23 protein-coding genes and 1 other RNA gene are annotated in these 26,781 nt (G+C 62.6%); 12 read left to right on the top strand and 12 right to left on the bottom strand.

The window, feature by feature from the left end; all coding sequences use genetic code 11:
* Positions 1 to 58: 58 nt before the first annotated feature.
* Together Q0K23_RS00355 and Q0K23_RS00350 are read right to left on the bottom strand one after the other, a co-directional pair.
* Complete coding sequence (locus Q0K23_RS00355; RefSeq protein WP_294516500.1) at positions 59 to 1,693, bottom strand: ABC transporter substrate-binding protein; 1,635 nt, start codon at positions 1,691 to 1,693, stop codon at positions 59 to 61.
* Positions 1,694 to 1,722: 29 nt separating this feature from the next.
* Positions 1,723 to 2,883, bottom strand: a complete 1,161-nt coding sequence (locus Q0K23_RS00350; RefSeq protein WP_294516498.1) for a MalY/PatB family protein — start codon at positions 2,881 to 2,883, stop codon at positions 1,723 to 1,725.
* Positions 2,884 to 3,311: 428 nt separating this feature from the next.
* Here Q0K23_RS00350 and Q0K23_RS00345 point away from each other — a divergent pair, with 428 nt between their 5' ends.
* A complete protein-coding gene (locus tag Q0K23_RS00345; protein ID WP_294516496.1) occupies positions 3,312 to 3,506 on the top strand; it encodes a hypothetical protein in 195 nt (64 codons plus the stop codon).
* A gap of 96 nt (positions 3,507 to 3,602) precedes the next feature.
* Here Q0K23_RS00345 and Q0K23_RS00340 read toward each other — a convergent pair whose 3' ends face one another.
* On the bottom strand, positions 3,603 to 4,499 hold the full coding sequence (locus Q0K23_RS00340) for an NAD(P)/FAD-dependent oxidoreductase (protein ID WP_294516494.1): 897 nt from the start codon (positions 4,497 to 4,499) through the stop codon (positions 3,603 to 3,605).
* Between the two features lie 57 nt (positions 4,500 to 4,556).
* Positions 4,557 to 5,588, bottom strand: coding sequence for a YeiH family protein (locus tag Q0K23_RS00335; protein ID WP_294516491.1), 1,032 nt, complete (start codon positions 5,586 to 5,588; stop codon positions 4,557 to 4,559).
* A 123-nt stretch (positions 5,589 to 5,711) separates the two neighbouring features.
* On the opposite strand from Q0K23_RS00335, the gene Q0K23_RS00330 reads away from it, so the two are divergent.
* From Q0K23_RS00330 to Q0K23_RS00315, 4 genes are all read left to right on the top strand, one after another.
* A complete protein-coding gene (locus Q0K23_RS00330; RefSeq protein ID WP_294516489.1) occupies positions 5,712 to 6,572 on the top strand; it encodes a LysR family transcriptional regulator in 861 nt (286 codons plus the stop codon).
* 68 nt (positions 6,573 to 6,640) lie between these two features.
* Entirely contained in the window at positions 6,641 to 7,351 is a 711-nt protein-coding gene (locus Q0K23_RS00325) for a LytTR family DNA-binding domain-containing protein (RefSeq protein WP_294516487.1), read from the top strand.
* A complete protein-coding gene (locus tag Q0K23_RS00320; RefSeq protein WP_294516485.1) occupies positions 7,348 to 8,664 on the top strand; it encodes an ATP-binding protein in 1,317 nt (438 codons plus the stop codon). Before Q0K23_RS00325 ends, Q0K23_RS00320 begins: the two co-directional genes overlap by 4 nt.
* 159 nt (positions 8,665 to 8,823) lie before the next feature.
* A complete protein-coding gene (locus Q0K23_RS00315; RefSeq protein ID WP_294516483.1) occupies positions 8,824 to 11,628 on the top strand; it encodes a glycoside hydrolase family 3 protein in 2,805 nt (934 codons plus the stop codon).
* An 81-nt stretch (positions 11,629 to 11,709) separates the two neighbouring features.
* On the opposite strand, the gene Q0K23_RS00310 is transcribed toward Q0K23_RS00315, so the two are convergent.
* Positions 11,710 to 12,540 (bottom strand): AraC family transcriptional regulator, encoded by an 831-nt coding sequence (locus Q0K23_RS00310; protein ID WP_294516481.1) that lies wholly within the window; start codon positions 12,538 to 12,540, stop codon positions 11,710 to 11,712.
* A gap of 403 nt (positions 12,541 to 12,943) precedes the next feature.
* Between Q0K23_RS00310 and Q0K23_RS00305 the strand changes: the two genes are divergently transcribed.
* Positions 12,944 to 13,753 (top strand): hypothetical protein, encoded by an 810-nt coding sequence (locus tag Q0K23_RS00305; protein ID WP_294516479.1) that lies wholly within the window; start codon positions 12,944 to 12,946, stop codon positions 13,751 to 13,753.
* A gap of 7 nt (positions 13,754 to 13,760) precedes the next feature.
* Positions 13,761 to 14,267 (top strand): phage holin family protein, encoded by a 507-nt coding sequence (locus Q0K23_RS00300; RefSeq protein ID WP_294516476.1) that lies wholly within the window; start codon positions 13,761 to 13,763, stop codon positions 14,265 to 14,267.
* A gap of 178 nt (positions 14,268 to 14,445) precedes the next feature.
* Here the strand turns inward: Q0K23_RS00300 and ssrA are convergent.
* From ssrA to Q0K23_RS00280, 4 genes are all read right to left on the bottom strand, one after another.
* Positions 14,446 to 14,791, bottom strand: a transfer-messenger RNA (tmRNA) gene (gene ssrA / locus Q0K23_RS00295).
* 261 nt (positions 14,792 to 15,052) lie between these two features.
* A complete protein-coding gene (locus tag Q0K23_RS00290; protein WP_294516474.1) occupies positions 15,053 to 15,577 on the bottom strand; it encodes a peptidylprolyl isomerase in 525 nt (174 codons plus the stop codon).
* A 37-nt stretch (positions 15,578 to 15,614) separates the two neighbouring features.
* Complete coding sequence (gene smpB, locus Q0K23_RS00285; protein WP_006573054.1) at positions 15,615 to 16,082, bottom strand: SsrA-binding protein SmpB; 468 nt, start codon at positions 16,080 to 16,082, stop codon at positions 15,615 to 15,617.
* A gap of 95 nt (positions 16,083 to 16,177) precedes the next feature.
* The gene (locus Q0K23_RS00280; protein ID WP_294516466.1) at positions 16,178 to 16,675 is read right to left on the bottom strand and encodes a hypothetical protein; all 498 of its coding nucleotides are present in this window, start codon (positions 16,673 to 16,675) and stop codon (positions 16,178 to 16,180) included.
* Between the two features lie 249 nt (positions 16,676 to 16,924).
* On the opposite strand from Q0K23_RS00280, the gene Q0K23_RS00275 reads away from it, so the two are divergent.
* The 5 genes from Q0K23_RS00275 to Q0K23_RS00255 all read left to right on the top strand — a co-directional run bounded on the left by Q0K23_RS00275 (position 16,925) and on the right by Q0K23_RS00255 (position 22,226).
* Positions 16,925 to 17,461, top strand: coding sequence for an NUDIX domain-containing protein (locus tag Q0K23_RS00275; protein WP_294516464.1), 537 nt, complete (start codon positions 16,925 to 16,927; stop codon positions 17,459 to 17,461).
* Between the two features lie 26 nt (positions 17,462 to 17,487).
* Positions 17,488 to 18,192, top strand: a complete 705-nt coding sequence (locus tag Q0K23_RS00270) for a response regulator (protein ID WP_294516460.1) — start codon at positions 17,488 to 17,490, stop codon at positions 18,190 to 18,192.
* Between the two features lie 90 nt (positions 18,193 to 18,282).
* Positions 18,283 to 20,052, top strand: a complete 1,770-nt coding sequence (locus tag Q0K23_RS00265) for an ATP-binding protein (protein WP_294516457.1) — start codon at positions 18,283 to 18,285, stop codon at positions 20,050 to 20,052.
* On the top strand, positions 20,042 to 21,385 hold the full coding sequence (locus tag Q0K23_RS00260) for a hypothetical protein (protein WP_294516454.1): 1,344 nt from the start codon (positions 20,042 to 20,044) through the stop codon (positions 21,383 to 21,385). Before Q0K23_RS00265 ends, Q0K23_RS00260 begins: the two co-directional genes overlap by 11 nt.
* Positions 21,386 to 21,401: 16 nt before the next feature.
* Positions 21,402 to 22,226 carry a hypothetical protein gene (locus Q0K23_RS00255; RefSeq protein ID WP_294516451.1) on the top strand — a complete coding sequence of 275 codons (825 nt, stop codon included), beginning with the start codon at positions 21,402 to 21,404 and terminating at the stop codon, positions 22,224 to 22,226.
* A 151-nt stretch (positions 22,227 to 22,377) separates the two neighbouring features.
* Here the strand turns inward: Q0K23_RS00255 and Q0K23_RS00250 are convergent, their stop codons facing one another.
* From Q0K23_RS00250 to Q0K23_RS00240, 3 genes are read right to left on the bottom strand one after another with little or no spacing between them, the layout of a single operon-like run.
* Positions 22,378 to 24,759 (bottom strand): S-layer homology domain-containing protein, encoded by a 2,382-nt coding sequence (locus tag Q0K23_RS00250; RefSeq protein WP_294516449.1) that lies wholly within the window; start codon positions 24,757 to 24,759, stop codon positions 22,378 to 22,380.
* A gap of 50 nt (positions 24,760 to 24,809) precedes the next feature.
* Positions 24,810 to 26,087: an ABC transporter permease gene (locus Q0K23_RS00245; protein WP_294516447.1), complete on the bottom strand. Its 1,278-nt coding sequence runs from the start codon at positions 26,085 to 26,087 to the stop codon at positions 24,810 to 24,812.
* The gene (locus tag Q0K23_RS00240) at positions 26,084 to 26,779 is read right to left on the bottom strand and encodes an ABC transporter ATP-binding protein (protein WP_294516444.1); all 696 of its coding nucleotides are present in this window, start codon (positions 26,777 to 26,779) and stop codon (positions 26,084 to 26,086) included. The genes Q0K23_RS00245 and Q0K23_RS00240 overlap by 4 nt, the downstream gene beginning before the upstream one ends.
* Between the last annotated feature and the right edge of the window lie 2 nt (positions 26,780 to 26,781).

Here is a 26,781-nt window from a genome sequence, read left to right as displayed (position 1 = left end):
CACAGAACGGCCGCCCGGCGGACGGCCGTTCTGCTTCCGGACGGCCGGGCGGCCGGAATCAGTTGGTCATGTAGAGATTGAGATAGTCCTCAAAGAGAGGCACCATGTCGATGGCGTCCACGCCCTTCAGGCGCTTGTCGGTGGCCACCACGAAGTTGGGGGAGGTGAGGGGGAACATGGTGTACACGTCCCGGATCTGCTCCTGAATCTCCTTGTAGATGGCGGCCCGCTCCTCGGGGTCGGTGGTGGCGTCGCCCTCGTTCCACAGGGCGGCGATCTCGTCGGTGGAGCAGATGTTCTTGGACAGGAAGCCCTCCAGGCTGAACATGTACTCGTCGCCCTGGTTGTCGCCGTTGGTGGAGTAGCCATTCAGGCCCAGCTCCCAGTCGCCGGCGTCGGTGTAGAAGAACACCTCAAAGAAGCCCTGGGTCTCATAGCCCTGGATCTCCACGTTCAGATTTACGGCCTTGAGCTGCTGCTGGATCATCAGCGCGCAGTTCTCCATGTTCTCGCGGCTGGAGTTGTACACCAGGCGGAAGGTCTCCCCCTCCACGCCGGCCTCGGCGATGAGCTCCTTGGCCCGCTCCAGGTCCTGGCTGTAGCCCTCCACGTCGCTGTAGTACAGGTTGGAGGGACAGAACACGGTCTTGGCCGCGGGGGCCAGATCGGTGGAGCCGTAGGCGCCGGCGATGATCTCGTCCACGTTCAGGGCCAGGCAGATGGCCTCACGGACCCTGGGATCGCTGGTGAGGGGGCTGTTGGAGTTGAAGCCCATGTAGTTGATGCGGCCCTCGGTCAGGGTGTAGACCGAGTAGTTGGGGTCGTTGGAGTACTTCTCCAGCATGTCCTGGGTGGTCAGGCGGAGCACGGACAGCTCGCCGTTCTGGAAGGCGATCTCCTCGGTGCTGGCGTTGGGAATGATCTTGAACACCACGGACTCCAGGCTGGCGGGGCCCCGGTAGTAGTCGTCAAACCGCTCCAGCACCAGGCTCTCGCCCTTGTTCCACTCCTTCACCTTGAAGGGGCCGGAGCCCACGCCGCTGGTGGAGTTGATCTCCGCGCCCACCAGCACGGGGGTGTCCTCATACACGTGCTTGGGCAGCAGCTTCAGGTTGCCCAGGGTGGCCTCATAGGAGGCGGAGACAGAGGGCAGGGTGACGGTGAAGGTGTAATCGTCCACCGCGGCCACCTGGACCGGCTCGCCGTTGACCTTGGTGCCGCTGGAGGCGTTGTTGTCCGGGTTGGACTTCATCTCAAAGTACCACAGCACATCCTCTGTGGTGATGGGCACGCCGTCGTGCCACTTCAGGTTCTCCCGGAGCTTGACGGTGATGGTCAGGCCGTCCTCGCTGACCTCATGGCTCTCGGCCAGGTAGTACCGCACGCCGTCCTTGGAGACCACATACAGGGGGTCGTACACCGGCTTGAGCATGGTCATGCCCTCGTCGCCGGTCTCGTAGAGGATGTTCAGGCTGGAGATGTCGGTGGGCTCGCACATGATGAGGGTGCCGCCATCCACCTTTTCACCGGTGGCGCTCGCCTCGGGAGCAGAGGCAGAGGGGGAGGCCTCCGGTGTGCCGGAGGCGGAGGGAGAGCCGGAGGGATCGCTGGCGGGCTGGGTGCAGCCGGCCAGGGCCGTGCCCAGCAGGCCCAGGGTGAGGGTGAGGGTCAGGAGTCGCTTTTTCCAGTTCATTGTGTACTCTCTTCCTTCCTGAATGGTGTTTATTGGCAGTGTGCGCGCAGCCGGCGCAGACACTCTTCCACATAGGCGCGGGGACAGGCCAGGTTGACCCGCACGAAGCCCTCGCCGCCCGGCCCGAAGCTGGCGCCGTCGTTGAAGGCCAGTCCGCACTCCTCCGCAAAGAAGCGTTTCAGGTCCTTGGGGTCGCGGCCCAGGCCGGTGCAGTCCACCCAGACCATGTAGGTGCCCTCCGGACGGCGCACCCTCAGCTTGGGCAGCTCCGCCGCCAGGGTGCCGCAGAACAGCGCCATGTTGCCCTCCAGATAGGGGATCAGGGCGTCCAGCCAGCCCTCCGAATCCCGGTAGGCCGCCACCACGGCGGCCTCTGCAAAGGCATTGGCCGAAAAGGCGTGGTGATGGGCCACCACCGCCCGGTACTTGTTGCGCAGCTCCTCGTTGGGGATGATGATATTGGAGGCCTGGATGCCCGCGATGTTGAAGGTTTTGCTGGGGGCCGTGCACAGAATGGTGCGCTGGGCGATCTCCGGGGAGACATTGAGGAACAGGGTGTGGGGCCGGAACACCAGGTCGTGGTGGATCTCGTCGGCGATGACGATCAGGTCGTGCCGCAGGCAGAAGTCCGCCAGGGCCTCCAGCTCCGCCCGGGTCCACACCCGGCCCACCGGGTTGTGGGGGGAGCAGAGCATCAGGGCTTTGGTGCGGGGGGTGAGGCGGCGCTCCATGTCGTCAAAGTCAAAGGTGTAGAACAGGTCCTCCTCCTTCAGGGGACACCGGACCGCCACACGGTTCCAGTCCTCCGCCGCGTGGAAGAAGGGGCCGTACACCGGGCTGGGGATGAGGATCTCATCCCCCGGCTCGGTCGCCGCCTGAACAGCGAAGTTCAGGGCCGTGACCACCCCGGCGGTGAACACGATCCACTCCCGGGGCACGGAACAGCCGTGCCGGCGGGACATCCAGCCGGACACGGCCTCGTAGTACGCGGGGGAGAGCATGCCATAGCCAAATACACGCTGGTCCACCCGACGGTGGAGGGCCTCCTGAATGGCGGGGGCCACGGGGAAGTCCATGTCTGCAATCCACATGGGGAGCAGATCCTTCCCGCCGAAAATGCGGTCCGCGCCGTCCCACTTGAGGGAGCTGGTGCCCCGGCGGGGTATCATTTCATCAAACTGATTATCCACTCTGCACGCCTCGTTTTCCTGCCGCATCCGGAGCCCAGGGGAAAAGACGCCCCGCCCCGGCGCGGAAATCTTCTGTCATAAACGGTAGCACGGTAAAACGGCTTATGTCAACGATTACAGGTCTATCATTATAACATTGAAACATCCTATCGAATTATCAAAAAAATTAATAAGAAAGGAGTCGAAAACGAGAGCAAATAAAACAGAGACGTGCAAGAAACGCAAAAAAAATCACACTAAAACCGAGATGAATCCAGGGAAATGGAGGGAACTTACAGAGAATTCACAGTATGTTTACTCTGGGCTGGAGGCGGCGCGCAGAGCCGGAAGGTATAATAGAGACAACATCGAAAGGGCCTGACTCCGGCGGCGGCAGCCGCGGTATGCCTGCCCCTCGGGCCCCATTCGGCGATGAGGAGGTCTGCGCCATGCTTCCCTGTCAAGACAGCTGCCCCGACTATCAGACGGGCTGCCACAAGCAGTGCCGGCGCTGGCGGGAATACCAACAGCGCCAGCAGGTCCAGCGGGCCCAGAAGACTACCTACCTGCGATTCTACCGGGAGCTGTGCGGCACCATCGCCCGCCAGCTGCGGGCCGACACCGCCCGGTATCCCATGTGGTGAGGCGCTGAAAAGGTACAAATAAAAACCTCCCAGGCCCGGACGGCTGTCCGGACCTGGGAGGTTTGCTGTTTTTCAGGGAAACAGGGGGTTACGCCCTCACATGGCGGCGTTGATGGCGGCAATGGCGCCGTCCGACACGGCGGTGGCCACCTGGCGGACCTGCTTGACCCGGATGTCGCCGGCGGCGTACACGCCGGGAATGGCGGTCTCCATCTTCTCGTTGGTGGGGATATAGCCGCCCTCCAGGGCAAGCTCGGTGTACAGCTCCGTGTTGGGGGTCACACCGGCGTACACAAAGACGCCGCAGCCCGGGTCCTCCACCGTCTCAATGGAGCCGTCCTTCTCGCTGGCAATCTCCAGCCGATCCACCCGGACGTCGCCGGAGACGGCGTGGAGCCGGGAGCCCAGACGCAGTTCGATGTTGCCCGCAGCGGCCACCTTCGCCCGGAACTCCGGGATGCAGCCCAGCTGGTCCTCAAAGTGGATAATGGTCAGCTTCTTGGCCAGAGAGGCCAGATACAGGGCCTCCTTCACCGCGCCGTCCGCGCCGCCCACCACGTAGATGTTCCGGCCGGCGTAGTCCGCGCCGTCCTTGGCCGCATTCAGGCCGATGCCGTGGCCCGCCAGCTCCGCCTCGCCGGGGATGCCCAGCTTGCGGGGGGTGCCGCCGTTGGCCAGGATGACCCGGCCGGCCTGATAGCTGCCCTTGTCGGTGCGCACCGTCTTGACCGGTCCGGTCAGGGTCACGCCGGTGACCGTCTCATAGGCGATCTCCACCCCGGCGGCCAGGGCCTGCTCCTTCATACGCCCGGCAAAAGTGGCGCCGGTCTCCCTGGCCTCCAGGGCGGTGTAGTGGGTGACGGTGGACACCTTGCCGATGATGCCGCCCACCTGGGCCTTCTCCAGCACCAGGGTCTTCTTGCCCCGGCTGACCGCATAGATGCCCGCGCTGATGCCGGCAGGGCCGGCGCCGATGATGATGATATCGTACATAGCTGTCTTACTCCCTTTCAAAATACCGCAAAAGTGAATGGATGTTCAATGAAAGCCTTACAGCAGGCCCTGGACGTGCTGCATGATGAGACTGGCGCAGGTGATGCCAACCCAGCAGCAGACCCCCATGAAGATGGGCTTGCCGCCGGTCTTGACCAGCTTGACCAGGTCGGTGTTCAGGCCGATGGCCGCCATGGCCAGAATGATGAAGTACTTGGACAGGGTCTTGAAGGGCTGGAACAGAGCCGGGTTCACCCCCGCCATGGTGGAGACCGTGGTGATGATGGAGGCCAGCACAAAGAACAGGATAAAGAAGGGGAAGATCTTCTTCAGGTCAAAGGAGCCGTTGGAGACGGCGCCGCCCCGCTTGACCTGCCAGGTCCGCCAGAAGGCCAGGGCCAGGGTGATGGGGATGATGGCCAGGGTGCGGGTCAGCTTGACGATGGTGGCGTACTCCAGCACCGCGCCGTTGGTGTTGTGGAGGGTGTCCCAGGTGGAGGCGGCGGCGGTCACGGAGGAGGTGTCGTTGATGGCGGTGCCGGCAAAGAGGCCGAAGCCCTCGTTGCTCATGCCCATCATTCCGCCCAGGGTGGGGAAGAGCAGGGCCGCCAGAATGTTGAACAGGAAGATGACCGAGATGGACTGGACGATTTCCTCGTCGTCCGCGCCGATGACGGGGGCGGTGGCGGCGATGGCCGAGCCACCGCAGATGGAGGAGCCCACGCCCACCAGCACGGAGATGTTGTTGGGCATCTTCAGCCACTTCCGGATGAGAAAGGCGATGATGAGGGACATGGAGACCGTGGTGCAGATGATGGGGAGGGACTTGGCGCCCACCTTGGCGATCTCCGACAGGTTCAGGCCGAAGCCCAGCAGGATGACCGCGTACTGGAGGATCTTCTTGGAGGTGAAGGCGATGCCCGCCTGGTAGCGGGTCCGGTCCTTCAGGACCAGGGACACCAGCATGCCCGCCAGAATGGCGAACACCGGCCCGCCCACCACGGGGAACAGGCGGCCCAGCAGAACGCTGGGGATGGACAGGAGCAGGCAGAGCACCAGACCGGGCCCGATTCGTTTGACAGAATTCATGGATGTGTTCTCTCTCTCTTTTTATGTATTCCGTTCGGCGCCCTTGATTATAGCCCAAGAGAGCGATAAAATAAAATGAAGATTCATAATGCCACCATAAATTGGAGTTATAGGTGATGCGCCATGCTGGACCCACGCTGGAATACCTTCCTTGTCCTGTGCGAGACCATGAACTATACCCGGGCGGCCGAGCGGCTCTGCCTGACCCAGCCGGCGGTGACCCACCACATCCACCACCTGGAGGACCACTACGGCTGCCGCCTCTTCACCTACGAGGGAAAGGTGCTCCGGCTGACGGAGGCCGGGCTGAGGCTCCGGGAGTACACCCGCTCCCTGGCCTACAACAGCCAGAAGGTGGAGGAGGCCATGGCGGCACCCGCGCCCGTGTCCCTGCGGGTGGGGGCCTCCAAGACCATCGGCGAGTTCGTCATCGCCCCCAAGGTGGAGCGCTTTTTGCGGGAGCACCCGGAGGCCTCCTTCTCCCTGATGGTGGACAACACCCAGGTCCTGCTCCGGGCTCTGGAGGCAGGGCGGCTGGACTTTGTACTGGTGGAGGGCTTTTTCGAGCGGAACCGGTATGAGACCAGGCTGTACCGGCAGGAGGAATTTTTCGGCGTCTGCCCGCCGGGACACAGGCTGGCAGGGCGGGCGGCCACCATGGAGGAGCTGGAGGACGAGCGGATCCTCATCCGGGAGGTGGGCTCCGGCACCCGGGCCATCTTTGAGGACGCCCTCCGCCGCCACAACCGTACCCTGCGCAGCTTCCCCAAGGTGTCCGCCATCAGCGATTTTTCCACAATCAAGGCCCTGGTTGTGGACGGACTGGGCGTGTCCTTCCTGTACGCGCCGGTGGTGGAGCGGGAGCTGGCCCAGGGCACCCTGGCCCGGTTCGACCTGGCCGACACGCCCATGAGCGGCGCCTTCTACTTCGCCTGCCTCAAGGACAACCTGTTCGCCCGGACCTGGGCCGACTGGCTGGAGTGAGGGGAGCGCAGGCCGAAGGAAAAGCGGCGCCTGGAGCGGGCACAGACAGTGGGAGAAGGGGGATTTTCGTGACAAGAGTGGCGATTGTGGAGGACGACCGGGCCTGTGCCCGGCAGCTGGAGGAGTGCGTCCGGCGGTACCTGAAAGAGAACGGGCTGGATGGGGAGATCGTGGTCTTTCCCGACGGCATGGACATCGCCGAGGACTACCGGCCGGTGTGGGACATCATCCTCATGGACATTGAGATGCCCCACCTGGACGGCATGAGCGCCGCCCGGCGCATCCGGGCCGTGGACCCGGCGGCTGTCATCATGTTCATCACCAACATGGCCCGCTACGCCATCAAGGGCTATGAGGTGGACGCCCTGGACTTTGTCCTCAAACCGGTGACCTACGGCCAGCTGGCCCTGAAGCTGAAAAAGGCCATGACCATTGTGGCCAGCCGGGAGCGGCGCTACCTGATGCTCCCCGCCGGAGAGGGGGAGAAGCGGGTGTCCACCGACGAGATCCTCTTCATCGAGGTGGTCAACCACCGGCTCCACATCCACACCATGGAGGAGGAATTCGTGATGCCCGGGTCCCTCCAGGAGATGGAGACGAAGCTGGCCGGGCTGTCCTTTGTCCGGTGCAGCCACAGCTACATGGTCAACCTGAAAAACGTCACCGGCGTGGGCAAGGAGACCGTCCAGGTCCACGGCCACACCATTTCGGTGAGCCGCCCCCGGCGCAAGGAGTTCCTCCAGCGGCTGAGCGACTACCTGGGAGGTGGGCTGCGGTGAGAGAAGTGCTGGTCCAGGTGCTGATGGCCGCCGACCTGCCCATGGAGCTGCTGGCCGCAGCGGTGCTGTTCTGCCTGCCCCTGCGGCGGCGCAGGTGGTTCCCCTTCCGGGCGGCGGCCGGAATTGTGCTCTGCCTGCTGTGCTTCTGGCCGCTGATGTACCTTATGGGCAGACTCTTCCCCAGCCTGCAGGAGACAACTCTGCCCCTTGTGCTGGTCTACTCCTTCCTCTCCTTTGGCCTGGCGGTGGCCTTCGCGCTGCTGTGCTGCGACATCTCGCCATGGGAGGCGGTATACTGCGCCACCTGCGCCTATCTGACCCAGCACTTCACCTACTGCCTCTACCGGCTCTTTCACCTGGAGTGGGAGATCACCCAGCCCAGAGAGCACACCCTGCTGGCAGTGCTGCTGTATGTGGCGGTCTACGCCGGGGCATACTTCCTCTTCGCCCGGCAGCTGGCCCGGGAGGGGCGGTACAACACCAAGGTGACCCATTCCCTGGGCACCATGGTCAGCGCCCTGTCCATCGCCCTGGTGCTCTCCGCCGTGGCCCAGCAGCTGGAGGAGGCGGGCGGGCCGCTGTACCCGGTGTGTCTGCTCTACGCCATGTTCTGCTGCTTCTACGTCCTGTGGGGACAGGTGGGACAGCAGAAGCGGCTCTCCCTCCAGCATGAGCTGGATGTGCAGCAGCAGCTGTGGCACAAGAGCCGGGAGCAGTACCAGCTCTCAGCGGAGAACGTGGACCTCATCAACCGCAAGTGCCACGACCTGAAGCACCAGATCGCCGCCCTGCGGCGCATTTCCGACCGGCGGGAGCGGGAGGAGAGCATCCAGGCCCTGGAGCAGTCGGTGATGATCTACGACAGCGTGGTCAAGACGGGCAACGACATCCTGGACACTGTCCTCACCGAAAAGAGCCTGCTGTGCGAGAGCCGTGGCATCACCCTCACCTGCGTGGCAGACGGGGACTGCCTGGACTTTATGGACGGGGTGGACATTTACACCATCTTCGGCAACGCCCTGGACAACGCCATCGAGAGCGTAACACCCCTGGACGACCCGGAGAAGCGGACCATCGCCGTGTCGGTCTTCTCCCGGGCGGGGCTGGTGCTCTTCCAGATGGAGAACTACTATCAGGGCGCCCTGAATTTCGACGGGGAGCTGCCCGTCACCCGCAAGGCGGACAGGGGCTACCACGGCTTCGGCCTGAAGAGCATCCGCTCCACCGCGGAGAAGTACGGCGGCTTCCTCACCATCCAGGCGGAGGACGGCATTTTTCTCCTGCGGGTGACCATCCCCAGGGAAGCGTCCTGACAGCGGGGCGGCCGGAAAAATCTCCGGCCATCCCGCTGTTTTGTGCGAGTTACGCCGGAAAAAGCGCAAAGTGGGTATGCCGCCCCGGCGGGGAAGGGAGAAGGTGCTATACTCCTGCCAAAGCCTGTGCACGGGCACAGAGAACAAGGAGGAGTATCCATGGAAAAGAAAGCGTCTGCCCCTGTCCGGCGTCCCCGGAAGGCGGCCATGGCGGTCATGTGCGTGGTGCTGGCCCTGCTGCTGGCCGTCAACGCCGCCGCCGCCGTGCTTATCCCGCCCAACGTGACCATGATCAACAATTTCTTCAACAAAGGCCCCTCCGAGGCGGAGACCTCCGAGGCGGGGGAGGCATCCGCCGCCATGACGGAGGAGGTGGCCTCCGAGGGCATCATCCTGCTGGACAACAAAAACGGCGCCCTGCCCCTGGCCCAGGGCAGCAAGGTCAACCTCTTCGGCTACGGCTCCCGGGACACCGTGTACGGCGGCTCCGGCTCGGGCTCCGGCGACGAGAGCAACAACGTGACCATGGCCCAGGGCCTGACCAATGCCGGCTTTGAGGTCAACCAGGAGCTGGTGGACTTCTACGACGACCACTTCGTGGAGCGCACCGGCGTGGGCTACACCGGCAACAACTTCGACATCAACGAGCCCCCGGTCAACGAGTACTCCGACCAGCTGCTGGCCAACGCCAAGGCCTTCTCCGACGTGGCCCTGGTGGTCATCTCCCGACTGGGCGGCGAGGGCGCCGACCTGCCCCTGGACATGACCCCCAGCGAGAGCGAGGTGGGCTCCTCCGGCGCCGCCACCTCCGTGGGCGTCAAGGGCGGCGACGCGGGCAAGCACTACCTGGAGCTCCAGCAGGTGGAGATCGACATGCTCAACATGGTCAAGGAGAACTTCGGCACCGTGGTGGTGCTGGTCAACTCCGCCAATGCCATGGAGCTGGGCTTCCTGGAGGAGGACGACGTGGACGCCGCCCTGTGGCTGGGCTGCCTGGGCTCCACCGGCTGCAATGCCCTGGGACAGATCCTCTCCGGCGAGGTGAACCCCTCCGGCCGCACCACCAGCACCTTTGCCTACGCCGTGGAGAGCGCGCCCAGCTATTATAGCTTCGGCGACTACGACTACTCCAATGTGACCTACACCAATACCTCCCCCATCTCCGCCAACACCGAGCCCGACGCCTACCACTATGTGGACTACGTGGAGGGTATCTACGTGGGCTACCGGTACTATGAGACCGCTGCTGCCGACGGCTTCATCGACTACGACGAGACCGTCCAGTACCCCTTCGGCTACGGCCTGAGCTACACCACCTTCACCCAGGAAATCGCCGACTTCCGGGACGACGGCACCACCGTCGCCATGGACGTGACCGTCACCAACACCGGCGACGCGGCGGGCAAGGACGTGGTCCAGGTCTACTACACCGCCCCCTACACCCCCGGCGGCATTGAGAAGAGCCACGTGGTCCTCTCCGGCTTCGGCAAGACCGGCATCCTCCAGCCCGGGGAGAGCGAGACCGTCACCATCTCCTTTACCTACGAGGACATGGCCTCCTACGACTATACCGGCGTCAAGGCCCAGGGCGGCGCCTACGTCCTGGAGCAGGGCGAGTATGAGATCAAGCTGATGAACAACTCCCACGACGTCATCGACAGCCGCACCGTCACCGTGGAGCAGGACATGATCTACAACGACACCAACAACGGCCCCCGCTCCACCGACGCCGTGGCCGCCGTCAACCTCTTTGACGATGTGACCTGGGGCGAGGACGTGACCTATGTCTCCCGTGCCGACTGGGCCGGCACCATGCCCACCCAGCGGGCCCCCCAGAGCCGGGAGGCCTCCGCTGAGATCGTCTCCGCCCTCACCGATACCTCCGTGCCCTCCGACCCGGAGGCCGCAGACATCACCTTTGCCGACAACGGCCTCACCCTGGCCGACATGAAGGGCCTGGACTACGACGACCCCCAGTGGGACAAGCTGCTGGAGCAGATCTCCGTGGAGGAGATGACCAACCTCATCGCCAACGGCGGCTGGTGCACCCAGGCCGTGCCCTCGGTGGGCAAGGCCTACTACACCGAGACCGACGGCCCCAACGGCATCAACAACATCATGGCCGGCGTCACCGGCACCCAGTACACCGGCCAGTCCGTGCTGGGCTGCACCTGGAACCAGGAGCTGGCCGGCCGCATGGGCACCACCTTTGCCCAGGAGGCCATCGCCTACAACATCTCCGGCCTCTACGCCCCCGGCCTGAACATCTTCCGCTCTCCCTTCTCCGGCCGCAACTATGAGTATTTCTCCGAGGACGGCCTCCATACCGGCAAGATGGCTGCCGCCGAGATACAGGGCATCCAGTCCCAGGGCGTGTACTGCTACTCCAAGCACTTTGCCGTCAACGACCAGGAGACCAACCGGGACCAGGGCGGCCTGTGCACCTGGCTCAACGAGCAGGCCATGCGTGAGGTGTACCTGAAGGGCTTTGAGCTGGCCGTCAAGGAGGGACACTCCCAGGGCATGATGGCCGCCTTCAACCGGCTGGGCACCACCAACTGCGCCGAGAGCCCTGAGCTGCTCACCCAGGTGCTGCGCAACGAGTGGGGCTTCCGGGGCACCGTTATCACCGACTGCATCATGCAGCTGAGCTATGTGGACGCCGACCGCTGCGTCCGCGCCGGCTGCGACCTCCAGCTGGCCCTCATGGGTCTGAGCAGCCCCGGCGAGGAGACCACCGGCACCCCCGACGGCCGCCAGGCCATGTGCAGCGCCACCCACAACATCCTCTATATGACGGCGAACAGCGCCGCCGAGGATATCGCCCAGCCCTATGTGCCCTACTGGCTGTACATCACCGCCGGTGTGGTGGACGTGGTGCTGCTGGGCCTGTGTGTGGCCTACTTCGTCCGCCGCCATCAGAAAATGAAGGCGTGGAAGGCCGCCAACACCGCCAACAAGTAACCATTAGAATCAATCGCCCATAACGGCCGCGCCGTCGCCGGATTCCCAAAGAAGGGGAATCCGGCGGCGGCGCTTTCTTGTTTAGCGTTTGTCGTCAGTGTTCATCTGGAAGAAGGATGTGCCTGCCTGACTGTTCCGGTAGTCGCTGGGGGAGAGCCCGTTTGTCAGCTCTTTAAACGCCCGGTTAAAGGTGCGGATACTCTCAAATCCACACTGGGAGGAGATATCAGGCATGGGCCAGTCCGTGCTGACGAGCAGCCGCTTTGCAGCCGTGACGCGGAGAAATTTCAGGTAGGCGTTAAAGCCCATTCCGATCTGCTGGTTGCACAGACGGGACAGCTGATACTGTGACATCTCCAGCGCCTCGGCCGCTGTCAGCAGCGTAATGGGCTTGAAGCAGTTCTGGTGCAGGTACATGAGCACCATTTTGACCGGGGCGAGGACCTCCGGCCTGGGAACTTGACGGGACGTACCCCACAGATATTCAAAGATGGCGTTGATCAGCCCCATGCAGGTCCCGGGATTTTGAATCAGGTCGGTGGACTCGATCAGCAGCTCAAACAAAGCGCCCAGCTCCGGGCTGTACTGTCCCTTCCGGATGATGGGGCACTCCAGCTGAAAATCCTTCCGCGCATCCTGGCACAGGTTCACCACACTTGGCGAGGCTCCGATCATGAGGCATTTGCTGTAGCCCAGGCTGTGGTACTGATGGACCTGCAGGCTGCCGGCAAAGCAGACATCCCCGGCCCGCAGGAGATACGCTTCGTCCTCGAGCGTTACCTCCAGCTGGCCCTGAGAGAGGTACACCATCTCCAGCTCTTCATGGATATGTGTGATGTAGTTCAGGTTTTCTACCCGCCAGATGTTGTAAAACTCGCTCTTTACATTCGCATGCTTTAGCTTCGGCAACATACTCCCCCACCTCAAAGCTCAGATTTGCCTGTTATGGCCGAGAAACTGCAGAAACAGGAGGCGGCGAAGCCCTCGGTTCCACATATGGGACAGGCGGCGCTTTTTGTCAAGTATACGCCGCCGGACTGAAAAAGTCCAATTTGCAAAAATTGGCCAAAGAAATTTTTCTATACCCGCCCTGAAAGCAACACTTTTTAATTGTTGACAGTTTTGAATGCAAGTTTTGTCCTAAAAATGAATAATATTTGATGATACTCACTGAAAAATGCAGTTTTTATACATAAAAATAGAATAAAAAAACGATCGAAACTTGACAAAAACAGAATGTGTAGACTATAATTCCGCCATATTCAACAAGGGCTTGTCCCATATCAAATGATTTATGATTAAGGAGAAGATTGAGATGGCAGAGAAGAACATGAAGTATGAGCCGCTGGACCCGGATGAGAAGCTCCTGGCGGAGGTAAACGAAAAGCTGAAGACAGACCCCTGCAATCCGGAGCTGTGGTATCAGAAGGGGCTGCAGCACACCTGGAAGGGGGAGAACGAGATGGCGCTCCACTGCTTCTCCACAGGCCTGATCTACGCACCTTTCCACGCCTCCCTCCGGACCTGGCGGGGCCGCAAGCTGATGGGGCAGTCCGACTATACGATGGCCATCTCCGAGCTGGCCACCGCCTCCGCCCTCAACCCCATGGACTGGGAGGCGTGGTACTACCAGGGCGTGGCCGCATATCTGGAAGGGCTCTATGAGCACGCCAAGATGTGCCACACAAAGGCCCGCCACCTCATCGCCAAGCACGACCCCCTGTGCCTGGCCGCCACGGTGGACTGGTACTGGATGACCTGCATGAAGCTGGGCGAGCGGGACGAGGCCAAGCGGGTGGTGGATATCCTCTGCCACGCCGAGGGCTACCGGGCGGGCATCGCCTCCAACCACGCCGACGTGGAGCACTGGTTCCCCAGACACGGCAAGACCATGGACCAGTTCCGCGCCGCCGTCAAGGCGGCCCTGGGCGGGGACGGCCAGACGGAGCCGGAGGGGCCCCAGCAGCCCGCAGCGGAGCAGCCCGCCGACTGGGCGGCGGAGGCCTGGGCCTGGGCCAAGGCTATGGGCCTGCTGGACGGCACCCGCCCCACGGCCAACATCACCCGCCAGGAGGTGGCGGTGATGTTCAGGCGCTTTTACGAGGCCATCAAGGCCGGAAAGTGAGGTACATATGGAAAACATCTTCGCCGCCTTTGCGGACAAGGCTAATCTTATCTGGGGCGCCGTCCTGACGGGCCTCTCCTACGCCTTCGGGGCACACTGGCCCCTGTTCGCGTTCTTTTTTGTGCTCAACGTGGTGGACTACGTCTACGGCGTCCTCAAGGCCAGGGCCACGGACACCATGTCCAGCGCCAAGGGGGCCAAGGGAATTCTCAAGAAGGTGTCCTACTGGGTGCTCATTGCCCTGGCTTTCGGCGTCGCCTGCGTGTTCATCGACGTGGGCACCGTGCTGGGTCTGGACCTGTCCTTCCTCCAGCTCATCGGCTGGTTCGTGCTGGCTATCTATATCATCAACGAGCTGACCAGCATCGTGGAGAACATGGTGGCCCTGGGTGTGGACGTGCCGGACATCCTGCTCAAGGGCCTGGCCGCCGTTAAGACGGCGGTGGATGAGGCCGGCAATAAAGTGGTGCCGGAAGATGGCGACACCGTCCAGACAGAGAATAAGAACGAATAAAGTACGGAGCCACTGCCAGATAGGCAGTGGCTCCGTGTGTAATCCGTGTGTAAATTCGGCGTTCAAAACGATAATACAATCTTTATTATTTAGACAATGAATGCAAATCACAAAAACCGCAATCCATTGGGGACCAATGAAAAAACCGCTATCCATTGTTGCTCAATGGATAGCGGTTTGGTGGAGGCGAGGGGAGTCGAACCCCTGTCCGAAAACGCTTCAACGGGAACTTCTCCGGGCGCAGACGGTTATTTACATTCCCTTACCCAGGCGTGAGCCGTCACACTCAGGGGCTTGGTAGCTTCATTGTTCATGGTGCGCTCAAAGCTTTGCACACTCACGTGCACCACTCGTCGACGCCCAATCCCGGACCGTGGTCCTTCCAGGTTGGACGGCCGCGTTAAGCCGCGGCGAGAACTACGTTGTCGTCGTTCTTTAATTTATAAGTTGCCCGTTTTAAGGTGGTCAGGCGCCACCGCCCGCTATTCCCGCCTCTACGTCCCCGTCGAAACCAGTACGCCCCCGCGTCGTCGGAGCAAGCTCCTATCACTCGCTTCGCCGTATACGGCAAAGCCCGCTCATTGTGCTGCTCCTCCGCTCCGGACGAACCCGTTTCGCTGGGCTTTGTCCGGATTGGGAAAACGGTACGATCATCCTCTTATGGGGAAAGGGAGAAAGCTAAAAACAACGACAATTGCTCTTCACATCTTCTCACCCGCCGGTGGGGGGAGAGAATACTTCATCCGGCGGGGCGGGTGCCCCGCCGGAGTGAAAACAATGGGAAATCAGATCTTCTCAGGGGCGGGATAGTCCACACCGAAGGTCTCCACGGTCACGGACTTCATCCGCTGGTCCTTGCGGGGACGGTCGGTACGCACGTTACGGTCGGCGTAGACAATGGCGTCGGCCACGTCCATGCCCTCGATGACCTTGCCGAAGGCGGCGTAGTCCCCATCCAGGTGGGGAGCCTTCTCCACCATGATGAAGAACTGGCTGCCGGCGGAGTTGGGGTGCATGGCGCGGGCCATGGACAGCACGCCGCGGTCATGCTTCAGGTCGTTCTTCACGCCGTTGCGGGCAAACTCGCCCTTGATGGTGTACCCCGGGCCGCCCATGCCGGTGCCGTCGGGGCAGCCGCCCTGGATCATGAAGCCGGGGATGACGCGGTGGAAAATCAGGCCGTTATAAAAGCCGGACTTCACCAGGCTGATGAAGTTGTTGACCGTATTGGGGGCCACGTCGGGATAGAGCTCGGCGACCATCTTGCCGCCGTCCTCCATCTCAATGGTGACCAGAGGATTCTGAGCCATTGGGAACATCTCCTTTCCGTTATGGAAGCAAATTATCTCAGTAGCCGCCCCGGGACTTCATGGCCCGGTCCATCTCGCGCTTGGCGTCCTTGGCGGCGGCGGCATCCCGCTTGTCGTAGAGCTTCTTGCCCTTGGCAAGCCCCACCTCCACCTTCACCCGCGCGTTGCGGAAGTAGAGGGAGAGGGGAATAAGAGAGTAGCCGTCCACTTTGGTCTTCTGAAACAGGCGGAGAATCTCCCGCTTGTGCATCAGCAGACGGCGGGTACGGCGGGGGTCCTTGTTGAAAATATTGCCCTGCTCATAGGGGGAGATGTGCATCCCCACCACGGACAGCTCCCCGTCCTTGACGATACAGAAGGCGTCCTTCAGGTTCACGTTGCCCTGGCGGACCGACTTGACCTCCGTGCCGCAGAGCTCAATGCCTGCCTCGTACTTATCCTCAATAAAATAGTCGTGGTAGGCCTTGGGGTTCTTGGAGATAATCTTAATGCCCTTCTGGTCCACGGGAATGCACCTCCTTCCGGGCGGGCATGGCGGCGTGCGCCGGAAAGACGGCACAAATACCACTGTGAAAGTATTATACCATATCTGTCAAGGGCTCAGACAGGGGGAAAATGGCGCAGCAGTACGGCGGGGGCGTCCCGGTCCAGAATGGCGCGGCCATGCTCGGCCAGCCGGGCATCCGGATGGGTGCCCGCGTCCTCGGTGCGGCCGAACTCCGACAGGCAGGCCGCCATGCCCCGCTCGCCGCCGGGGAGAGAGAGCCAGAAGCGGCCGTCCAGCCAGGCCAGAGCGCTGTCCTGGCACAGGGCGGGCAGCGCCCGGACGGCGGCGAGCAGCTCCTCAAAGCCGGCGAAGGAGAACCACTGCCGGGGCGGCGGCGCCACCCGGGCAAAAACCAGCACGCCGCAGGCCTCCGGGTAGGCCTCGATCTCGATGGGCCCCTCCAGGGGCATGCCCTCCCGGGCAAAGGCGTCCCGGGCCAGCTCCAGCGCCCCCTCCAGGGTGAGCTGGGAAGGCGTGAGCCCTCGCTCCTTCAAGTCCGCCGCGGTGATGTACAGCACCGCGCTGCCTGCGCCGATGGGTTGGATGGTCATAGTAGGGACCTCCTTGCTCTGAACAGAAAATGGGCCCCGAAGCGGGCCGTATGACATGGCTACCATTATAGCGGCCGCCCCGGAGGGTGAACAGCTGTAATGATTGGGGGAACTGGAAGAAGCGTCTCCGGGGTAGCGCGGAAATGGGGATTATGCTATAATGTCATAATAGCAACAAACAGAAACGGAGCGCGTTATCTGCGGCAAGACCGGATGAATCCATATTTTGATAAATGGGGCGGTTTAGAGATGGAACTGACAGAAAAAACACTGGAGAGCCGGGAAATCTTCCGGGGACGCATCGTGACCCTCAAGGTGGATAAGATCGAGCTGCCTGACGGGCATCAGTCGGGCAGGGAAGTGGTGGAGCACCCCGGCGGCGTGGCCGTGCTCCCCCTGGACGACCAGGATATGGTGACCCTGGTGCGGCAGTACCGCTACCCCTTCGCCAAGGTGATCACCGAGCTGCCCGCCGGTAAGCTGGACGGCGACGAGGACCACAGGGTGGCCGCCCTCCGGGAGCTGAGCGAGGAGGTGGGCCTGGAGCCCCAAGAGCTGACCTACATGGGCTGCCTCTACGCCTCCCCCGGATTCTGCACCGAGGTGCTCCACATGTACCTGGCCCGGGGCCTGAAGCAGGGCGCCTGCCACCCCGACGAGGGGGAGTTCCTGGAGCGGATCAAGGTGCCCTTCGACCAGCTGGTGGAGCAGGTCATGAACAACGAGATCTCCGACGCCAAGACCGTGGCGGCGGTGCTGAAAGCAAAGGTGCTGTTGGGGCGGTGAGCGGCCGTCCTGTAGAGGAGGCAGTCATGAACAAGCGCATTCTCATTGTGGAAGACGAGAAAAATATTGTGGACATCCTCAGCTTCAACCTGGGCCGGGAGGGTTACGAGACCATAGAGGCCTACGACGGTCAGACCGGGCTCCAGCTGGCCTTGGAGCAGGACCCGGACCTGGTGCTGCTGGACCTGATGCTCCCCAAGATGAACGGCTTTGACGTGTGCCGCAGCCTCCGGGCTCAGGGAAAAAGCACGCCGGTGATCATGCTCACCGCCCGGGAAGAGGAGAACGACAAGGTCCTGGGCCTGGAGCTGGGCGCAGACGACTACATCACCAAGCCCTTCTCCATGCGGGAGTTGCTGGCGCGGGTGAAGGCCAACATCCGCCGCCGGGAGATGGCCGGCGGCCCATCCGCAGCTCCCCTGAGCACCAACAGGTTGGAGGCCGGGCGCATCTCCGTGGACCAGGATCTGATGGTGGCCTACAAGGACGGACGCCCCCTGGACCTGACCCAGCGGGAGTATGAGTTACTGCGGTTTTTGGCCGCCCGGCCGGGAAAGGTGTTCTCCCGGGAGGCCTTGATGGAAAACGTGTGGAACTACGAGGGGTATGTGGGCGACGTCCGGGCCGTGGACGTGGCCGTCCGCCGCCTGCGCGAAAAAGTGGAGGACGACCCGGCACAGCCGCAGATCATCGTGACGAGACGGGGCCAGGGGTACCTGCTCAACCCGTAGAGAAAGTCCGGATTTTTAAGTGCAGAGAATCCATAAGACAGTTTTGAGAAGCCGTCAGGAGGTGAGGACGCCGTGTTCAGAAGCCTGCATATGAAGCTGGTACTCATTATGGTGCTGCTCATCGTGTCGCTGATGACCGTGGTGGGGGCGTTTCTGGTCAACTCGGTGTCCGCCTTCTACCTGACAGAGTTCTACGACCAGATGCACACCGTGTTCCGCTCCGACAACGAGACCCTGGCCCGGGATCTACAGGCCGAGGCCGGAGAGGGCCAGAGCGACGTGGACGTGATCCAGGACGTGCTCAAGAGCTACATCGGCGCCCTGGGCATTGACAACCGCCACCGCAACTACTTTATCCTGGACGGCTCCACCGGCAAGTGCCTGGCCGCCTCCGACGAGGAGAAGGGCGCCAATCTGCGCATCACCCCCAACATCACCGCCGCCATCCAGAACCAGGAGGGGGACATGAAGGATGTGTCCGCCGACTACATGGACGTGGCCGTGCCCATCCAGCGGGGAGAGAACCGGTACATCATCTATATCCTGGACGACCGGACCACGGTCCAGAACCTGAACACCCAGCTCTTTCAGCTGATCCTGGAGGCCCTGGCCTTTGGCCTGATTATCTCCATCCTGCTGTCCTTCCTCCTGTCCAAGACCATGATCACCCCCATCGAGCGGCTGACCACAGGCGCCGAACGGGTGGCAAAGGGGGACTTCTCCCACAAGATCGAGGTGGCGTCCAAGGACGAGATCGGCGTGCTCACCGGCACCTTCAACAACATGGCCCGGCAGCTGCGGGACACCATCCGGGAGGCGGAGAACGAGCGCAACAAGCTGGGCACCCTCTTCCTCCACATGACCGACGGCGTGGTGGCCTTCTCCCGGGACGGGGCGGTCATCCAGTGCAACCCCGCCGCCGAGCGGATGCTCCGCCGGACCATCCCCGTGGGGGGCGACGAGGTGACCTATGACACCCTGTTCGGCGACATCGCCGCCCTGCCCTCCGTGCTGGCTGTGGAGCAGCCCGGCTATCTGGACGGCGAGCGGGAGATCGACGGCACCATCCTGGAGCTGCTGCTGGCCCCCTTCTCCAGCGAGAGCGCCGGCGGCGTCATGGTGGTGATCCACGACGTCACCGAGCAGCGCAAGACCGAGGAGATGCGCCGGGAGTTCGTGGCCAACGTGTCCCACGAACTGCGCACCCCCCTGACCAACATCCGCAGCTACGCCGAGACCCTGGTGGACAACGCCGGCGAGCTGCCCCCCAACACAGAGAAAAACTTCCTGGGCGTCATCCTCAACGAGTCCGACCGGATGACCCACATTGTCCAGGATCTGCTCACCCTGTCCCGGTTCGACTCGGGCCACAGCGAGCTCAAGCTGGCCCCCTTCTCCTTCGAGCAGGCCATCCGGGACGTGTACAACGCCGTGCTGCTGGACGCCCAGCGCCACGGCCACACCCTTCGGCTGGAGATCGAGGAGAACCTGCCCAACATCATCGGGGACCGGGAGCGCATTCTCCAGGTGATGATGAACGTGGTGTCCAACGCCATCAAGTATACCCCCGACGGCGGCAGCATCCGTATCTCCGCCGGCCGGCTGAGAGAGCGGGTGTGGATGGAGGTGGAGGACAACGGCATCGGTATCCCAGCCGCCGACCGGCCCCGCATCTTTGAACGGTTCTACCGGGTGGATAAGGCCCGGTCCCGGGAGTCCGGCGGCACCGGCCTGGGACTCTCCATCGCAAAGGAGATCATCGACCGGCATGAGGGCGTGATCCGGCTGGTGGACAAGGATACCCCCGGCCTGATCGTCCGGGTGGAGCTGAAGATTGAGGGACCTTGCCATGGAGCGTAGAAAAAAACGCAGACGCCTGCTGGAGCTTGTCAAGGACGTGCTCATCGTCCTGCTGGCCCTGTCCGCCGTGTACCTCACCATGCGCACCCAGATCGGCGGGCTGGCGGGCTGGAACGGCAGCTGGCTCAACAGGCTGTTCAACGGAAAGACCGTGAGTCTGCTTCCCACCGTCAGCGAAGAGACAGAGGAAAACATGCAGCTCCGGCCGGTGCGCATGTCGGTCCAGCTGGGCAGCGGCGGCCGGTACGGCGTGCAGTACGACCAGACCGCCGTGGACGCCCTCTTTGACGCCACCGCCAGCCTGCTGGGCGACGCCCTGGGCAGTGCCCAGAGACCGGTCCAGGTCACCGAGGGCGCCTGGCGGGAGGCCCTCTCCGACGCATGGGGCATCTACTTCGACTTCCGGGGCACCGTGCCCCTGACCGTGCTCTCCGCATCCCTGTCCGGCGCTGTCAATCAGGCCCTGCCTGAGGCGGACGTCCGGCGGCTCCTGCTGGCCGAGGAGGAGGGGACCGTGCGCCTGTATTATAGTAATGAGAGCACCGGCCTGTACTATGCCTGCGACACCGCCGAGGCGCTCCGGGGCCACGTCCAGACCGCCGCCGCGGTCTACAGCCCCAACGGCACCGTGTTCGCCTATGAGACCAGCTACTCCGAGCTGGCCCCCTATGTGATGGTGGCCGCCACCCAGGTCAGCCCCAAGGTGTACCACGCGGCCAACCCGGTGGCCCAGATGAGCGAGAGCGACCGGGAGGAGATGATGGAGGCCCTGGGCTTCCACCCCCAGTCCAACAACAGCTACCGCAGCGGCGACCGGCTGATCGTCAACGAGTGGCCCGACCGGCTGAGCATCCTGGACGACGGCCACGTGCGCTATGAGACCTCTGTCTCCAACGAGCCCAAGTACCCCGTGGGCACGCCGGGAGAGCCGGTGGACGCGGCGGCAGTGTCCCAGGCTACCTGGCCCCTGGCCGAACAGACCATAGGACAGTCCTGCGGCGCGGCCAGACTCTACCTCATTGGCGTGGTGCAGATGAGCGAGGACGAGTGGATGGCGGATTACGGCTACTGCCTCAACGGCGCAGGTGTGGAGCTGGGCGCAGACGGCTATGCCGCCCGCTTCATCATCCAGAATGGACAGATCACCGAGTTTGAGCTCTTCTTCCGCAGTTACACCGACACGGGCGAGCAGTCCATCGTGCTGCCCGAGGCCCAGGCCGCCGCCGCCATGTCCGCTCAGAGGGTGCAGGGCAGCGAACTGCTGCTGGCCTATGAGGACAGCGGTGCTGCCGAGCTGCTGAAAGCGGAGTGGATCGCCATACAGACCCCGTGAAATGAGGTGAGCCGCCTTGGAGTGGTCTAAAATCAAGAACATCATCCTGCTCATGCTCCTGGCGGTGAATCTGTTCCTGCTGGTGCTGGTGGCGGATCAGGAGCGGAAATCCGCCGCCTACCAGGAGGAGGCCCGCACCGGCGCGGTGGAAATCCTGGAGAAGGCCAACATCCACATGGACCCGGAGAATCTGCCGCCCGAGCGCGACCTCCACACCATGTCCGTGGAACGGGACAGGACCATGGAGGACGCCATGGCCCAGGCCCTGCTGGGCGAGACCAGCAAGTCGGGCGACCTGGGCCCGGTCACTTACTCCGGCAGCCGGGGAGAGGGGCAGTTCCTCAGCGACGGCAAGTTCTCCTTTACCTTCGCGGGAGAGGGACTGCCGGCCGGACAGGAGGACCCGGAAGTACACGGACAGAAACTGCTGGAGCAGGCGGGCTATGAGTGCCAGGTGCTGGACGTCCGGCAGCAGGAGGACGGGACCACCGTGGTAACGGTGCAGCAGCTGTGGGACGGGGACCCCGTGTTCAACAGCACGTCAGACCTGACCTATGAGAACGGCAGCCTGCGGAGCATCCGTGGCCAGCGGCTTATGGGGACCCCTGAGCCGAAAGCCGGCACGGAGCCGCTGGACGTGGCCACCATCCTGCTCCGCTTCCTCAGCGGCGTCCAGGACGGCGGCTATGTGTGCAGCGAGATCGTGGGCATGACGGCCGGATACGAGGTTACCCTGTCCAGCACCGGCAGCGCCGCCCTGGAGCCGGTATGGCTGATTATCACCAACACCGTCTCCTTCTATGTGGACGGGACCGACGGAACCGTCCGGCAGGCGGAATAAAAAAGGACGCCCTTTCCTATCACCAGGAAAAGGGCGTCCTTTTTCAGGGACTGTGAAGATAGCAGGGAGAAACGGCGCAATATGACGTAAAGACGGGGAGCTGGAAGAATTCCAGCTCCCCGTTCTGTCAGGTATCCATCGGATGCCGGCGTCAGCCGACCACCACCAGACGGACCTTGCCGCCCTCCTGAGGAGCGCGGTCATAGTAGATGGTAAGCGTATCGGAGTAGGCACGGGCCTCGTCCAGAGAGGCAAACCAGGACTTGGTGGTCTTGTTATAGCAGAGCACATTGCCGGCGATCGGGAGAACCATATCTCTGGTGGTGACGGTACCGATGGGGGCCTTGCTCTCGGGGTTAATATACTCATTCATCTCAAAGGCAGAACGAGGTACATTCTCCACCGCCTTCAGCGCCACCCAGTTGGACAGCTTCGGGACACCGCTGATGGTATCCAGAGAAGCGGCAATGCCCACCAGATCGCCGTCCTTAATGGGGGCACCGGTGATGAGCTCCTCGCTGTACTGGCCCTTGCCAGTTTCTACGGACACAGAGGTGTTGGTGAAACTCACCTGATTTTTCTCACCCGTAACAGTCCCCTTCTTGGCAAAGCCGTAGGTGTACTGGTCGCCGGTGACATCGTCAAAGACAATGAAGTTGACCCGGCCGGCATAGTCCTTGCCCACATAGGTGATCCTGTCGGCGGGGACAGTGGTCCGGGTGAGCTGATCGAAGGAGATCTCAACGGGCGCGCCCCTGCCTACACGCTCATAGAGTACCACGTTGTCGGCCAGCTTATCCTCGCCGAGCGTGCGGGCGGCCACGTCCAGAGCGCCGGAGGCGCCGCTGCCGGAGAGACGGGACAGAGACAGCATACCCAGCTTATTGGAGGATACTGTCACCAGCTGGCCCTGCATCTGGGCCGCGCTCTCCTCGGTATAGATGGTGGCGCCGGTGAACACGACCTTTTTCCCGTCGGAATCCCGGATGTCCGCCAGCGGGGTCACGGTGGCGGTGGTGCCCTCCATCTTCGCCACACCCACAGTGGTAGACTTGGCCACGGAGGGAGAGACAGCGCCGGCCACCTGGCCGTCGGAGGTGAGAAGCAGCGTGACAGTGTCGCCGATTTTAAAAGAGGCCAGATCCGCGTAGGCGCTGGAGAGCACAGGGAAGGTGGCGCCCATGATGGTGACGCTCAGAGGCGTGGCGGGGCTGGGAGAGACGTTCTCATAGACGCCGGTCAGGCGCAGATCGCAAATATAGAGGGTTTTGGAGGCTTTGTCATAGGTGGCCACGTCGTACTGGCGGATATCCGACAGCGTGGCGGGCAGACCGTTCTTCAGGATGCGATAGCCTGTATCGTTGCCAACCAGAGAGGCAAAGGGATTACCGGAACCGGTGGCCTTGGCCACGACGGCTGTCTCAGAGGCCTGGGTGGAGGGGAGGTAGAGATACTCCAGCTTGCCGGTGGCGCCATAGCGCAGGACCAGAGCGGCGCCGGTCTTCAGGTTGAGATAGATATCCCGATAGGTGGTCTCGCCGCTCTCACGGTAGACCGGAGTGTCGGGCGCCACATCCAGCTTCTCGCCGCCGGAGACCGTCACGGAGTTGATCTCGGCAGACACGACAGAGGTGGCGCGCTGGGTGCCGCCCTCGCTGGGGAGAATGGCGATGACCTTGCTGCCCTTGTCCAGCACCAGACGGGCACGGGAACCAGCCAGAGCGGTGTCAAAGGGCACATGGTTGGTCTTGTAGGGGTCGGCGGAGCCGGTGGTCAGGATACAGCCCGCGGTGCCGTCGGCTGCGGTGGCGTCCAGCGAGAGGACCACCGCCTCGTCGGTGATGCTGCCGCCCAGCTGGGTCAGGTAGGGAGACTCGGAGTCCTTGGGGGCGGTGTACAGCATGTTCTCAAAGAGAATGGCGGTCTGGCCCCGGGTGATGGTGGAGTTCCAGGTGAGGGACAGGCCGTCGGTCAGGCCGATGACCGAGGCGGCGGCCAGATAGCCGCTGTACCAGGGAGAGCCCGCCGCCACGTCGGAGGCGGTATACCCCAGCATGCGCATCATGGTGGTGACCGCCTCGGCAAAGGTGATGGTCCGACCGGGCTGGAAGGTGCCGTCGCCCACGCCTACCATCAGCATTTCGCCGCCGCTGCCGTCCTCACCGCCGCCAAGGCGGGTGGAGGCGGCCAGGTTGATATAGCCCCGGGCCCAGTGGTCGCCCTTCACGTCCAGAAAGATGGTCCGGTTCATCTGGGCGGAGGCCTCCTCGCCCTTGCCCATGATCTCAATGGCCATCTTGCAGAACTCGGCCCGAGTCAGGGTGCCGCCCGGGTTGAAGAGGGTGCCGCCGGTGCCGTTGACCACGCCCAGGAGGCGCAGCACCTCGGCAGCCTCGGACACGTCGGGGTCGGTGATGTCGGTAAAGCCGGAGACACTGGTGGTGCCGGCAGCCGCAGAGGCGGGAACCACCGTCAGCAGGCCGCACAGCAGAGCCACCGAGAGCAGACCGGCAAGGAATCGTTTGATTTTCATATTTCTCTCTCCCTTATAGATGGAGTTGGGGTCATGCGAAAACGACAGGCTTACTCGGCCCGCAGGGCTTCCACAGGCTGGAGGCCGCTGGCCTTGATGGCGGGATAGAGGCCGAAGATGATGCCCAGGCCCACCGAGATGGCGAAGGCGCCCACGGTGATGCCGGCGTTGGGCAGCAGTATAATACCCAATGTCTGCTTACAGACGATCAGCGTGCCCACGTAGCCCACGCCGATGCCCAGAATACCGCCGATGCCGCAGATCATACAGGCCTCAATGAGGAACTGGATAATAATGCTCTTCCGCTCCGCGCCGATGGCCTTGCGGATGCCGATCTCACGGGTACGCTCGGTGACGGTGACCAGCATGATGTTCATGATGCCGATGCCGCCCACCAGCAGGGAGATGGCCGCAATGCCGCCCAGCAGCATCTGCTGGCTCTTGTTGGCCTCTTCGGTGGAGTCGATGTAGTTGTCAGGAGAATAGACATTGTAGTAGCCGTAGCTGTTTCCAGTTTTGGAGTCACCGATCAGGCCCTTCAGAAAGCCCTCCAGACGGGCGGCAGCCTCCTGAGTGGAGGCGGCATCTTTTGCTTTGACAATAAAGTCAGAGTTGCTGGAGGAGACATTGCCGGAACCGGCTACCTGGAAGGCACGGGTGGTGGTGTAAGGCAGGAGAATGAAGTTGTCCTGCTGAACATAGTGTTTGGTCTCCTCGGTAAGTGTTTTCTCATTGATGCGGGACTCATAGACACCAATGACTTTGAAGGGGACGCCGTCAAAGAGCATGGTCTCGCCGATAGGATTTGCATAGTTAAAGAACAGTTTGGCGGCGTAGGAGCCCAGAACGCACACCTGACTGCCTCGCTGTACATCCAGATAGGTCAGGTCCCGGCCCTTGGCAATGGTGGCGTTGTTGCAGGCCGCCCACTGGTCGCTGCCCATCCAGATCTGGGGGGGCTGGACACTGCCGTCGTCCGAGTACATGTTGTTGGAATTCTTGGCCCCGTACTGCACGGTGAACCAGCAGTACTGGTTGGGCGTCACACCCACCACCAGGTCGTCCAGCTGCTTGCAGTAGTTGTAGAGACTGTTGAATACCACGTCGTCGCTGGAGCCACCCGTCCACTTATAGGCGGAGACCTGGATCTGGTTGGTGCCCATGGACTTCATCAGGTCCATCATCTGCTTGGTGGTGCCCTGGGCGTAGGTCACCAGGATGATGACCGCCGCCAGACCGATGATGACGCCCAGCATGGTGAGAAAGGTGCGGCCCTTCCGGGCGGCAATGGACTTGGCCGCCAGCTTGATGGTCTGTTTTAAGTTCACAGCCAGTCCACCTCCTGCTGCCCGTCAGATACAATCTGACCGTCTGAAATGCGAACCACCCGGGGCACCGTGGCCGCGATGCCGTTGTCATGGGTGATGAGAATCACGGTGGTCCCCTCCTTATAAAGACGCCGGAGGATGTCCAGTACGTGGATGCCGGTCTTGGAGTCCAGCGCGCCGGTGGGCTCGTCGGCCAGAATAATGGGGGGATGAGTGCCGATGGCCCGGGCGATGGCCACCCGCTGCTGCTGACCGCCCGACATCTCCGTGGGCTTGTGGTCCCGCCGGTCCCACAGGGACACCCGCTCCAGCGCGTCCCGCACCCGCTCCCGCCGGACGGAGGCCTTGATGCCCTGGTAAATCAGGGGCAGCTCCACATTTTCGTAGGCGGAGAGGGCGGGGATCAGATTGAAGCCCTGAAAGATAAAGCCGATCTGTTTGTTGCGCACATGGGAGAGCTGCCGGTCCGACAGGTCGGTGACGTCGGTGCCGTCCAGATGGTACTCCCCGTAGGTGGGGATGTCCAGACAGCCGATCAGGTTCATCAGCGTGGACTTGCCCGAGCCGGACTGGCCCACAATGGCCACAAACTCACCCCGGTCGATGGTGAGGGACACGCCGTTCAGGGCGCGCACCTCACGCTCCTCTCCCTCGTTATAAATCTTGAATACATCTTTTATATCAATGAGCATTC

Source organism: uncultured Pseudoflavonifractor sp., assembly GCF_944387275.1.
In the GTDB taxonomy this organism is placed as follows: Bacteria; Bacillota; Clostridia; order Oscillospirales; family Oscillospiraceae; genus Pseudoflavonifractor; species Pseudoflavonifractor intestinihominis.
Note: the sequence above shows the minus strand (reverse complement) of the source record. Positions and strands in the feature narration are given on the sequence as shown.

What these genes read in the sequence shown, in the direction of transcription:
- Q0K23_RS00355 (WP_294516500.1), bottom strand. Translation starts at nt 1,693, where the DNA reads ATGAACTGGAAAAAGCGACTCCTGACCCTCACCCTCACCCTGGGCCTG.
- Q0K23_RS00345 (WP_294516496.1), top strand. Translation starts at nt 3,312, where the DNA reads ATGCTTCCCTGTCAAGACAGCTGCCCCGACTATCAGACGGGCTGCCAC.
- Q0K23_RS00340 (WP_294516494.1), bottom strand. Translation starts at nt 4,499, where the DNA reads ATGTACGATATCATCATCATCGGCGCCGGCCCTGCCGGCATCAGCGCG.
- Q0K23_RS00335 (WP_294516491.1), bottom strand. Translation starts at nt 5,588, where the DNA reads ATGAATTCTGTCAAACGAATCGGGCCCGGTCTGGTGCTCTGCCTGCTC.
- Q0K23_RS00330 (WP_294516489.1), top strand. Translation starts at nt 5,712, where the DNA reads ATGCTGGACCCACGCTGGAATACCTTCCTTGTCCTGTGCGAGACCATG.
- Q0K23_RS00315 (WP_294516483.1), top strand. Translation starts at nt 8,824, where the DNA reads ATGGAAAAGAAAGCGTCTGCCCCTGTCCGGCGTCCCCGGAAGGCGGCC.
- Q0K23_RS00310 (WP_294516481.1), bottom strand. Translation starts at nt 12,540, where the DNA reads ATGTTGCCGAAGCTAAAGCATGCGAATGTAAAGAGCGAGTTTTACAAC.
- Q0K23_RS00305 (WP_294516479.1), top strand. Translation starts at nt 12,944, where the DNA reads ATGGCAGAGAAGAACATGAAGTATGAGCCGCTGGACCCGGATGAGAAG.
- Q0K23_RS00300 (WP_294516476.1), top strand. Translation starts at nt 13,761, where the DNA reads ATGGAAAACATCTTCGCCGCCTTTGCGGACAAGGCTAATCTTATCTGG.
- Q0K23_RS00290 (WP_294516474.1), bottom strand. Translation starts at nt 15,577, where the DNA reads ATGGCTCAGAATCCTCTGGTCACCATTGAGATGGAGGACGGCGGCAAG.
- Q0K23_RS00280 (WP_294516466.1), bottom strand. Translation starts at nt 16,675, where the DNA reads ATGACCATCCAACCCATCGGCGCAGGCAGCGCGGTGCTGTACATCACC.
- Q0K23_RS00275 (WP_294516464.1), top strand. Translation starts at nt 16,925, where the DNA reads ATGGAACTGACAGAAAAAACACTGGAGAGCCGGGAAATCTTCCGGGGA.
- Q0K23_RS00270 (WP_294516460.1), top strand. Translation starts at nt 17,488, where the DNA reads ATGAACAAGCGCATTCTCATTGTGGAAGACGAGAAAAATATTGTGGAC.
- Q0K23_RS00265 (WP_294516457.1), top strand. Translation starts at nt 18,283, where the DNA reads ATGAAGCTGGTACTCATTATGGTGCTGCTCATCGTGTCGCTGATGACC.
- Q0K23_RS00260 (WP_294516454.1), top strand. Translation starts at nt 20,042, where the DNA reads ATGGAGCGTAGAAAAAAACGCAGACGCCTGCTGGAGCTTGTCAAGGAC.
- Q0K23_RS00250 (WP_294516449.1), bottom strand. Translation starts at nt 24,759, where the DNA reads ATGAAAATCAAACGATTCCTTGCCGGTCTGCTCTCGGTGGCTCTGCTG.
- Q0K23_RS00240 (WP_294516444.1), bottom strand. Translation starts at nt 26,779, where the DNA reads ATGCTCATTGATATAAAAGATGTATTCAAGATTTATAACGAGGGAGAG.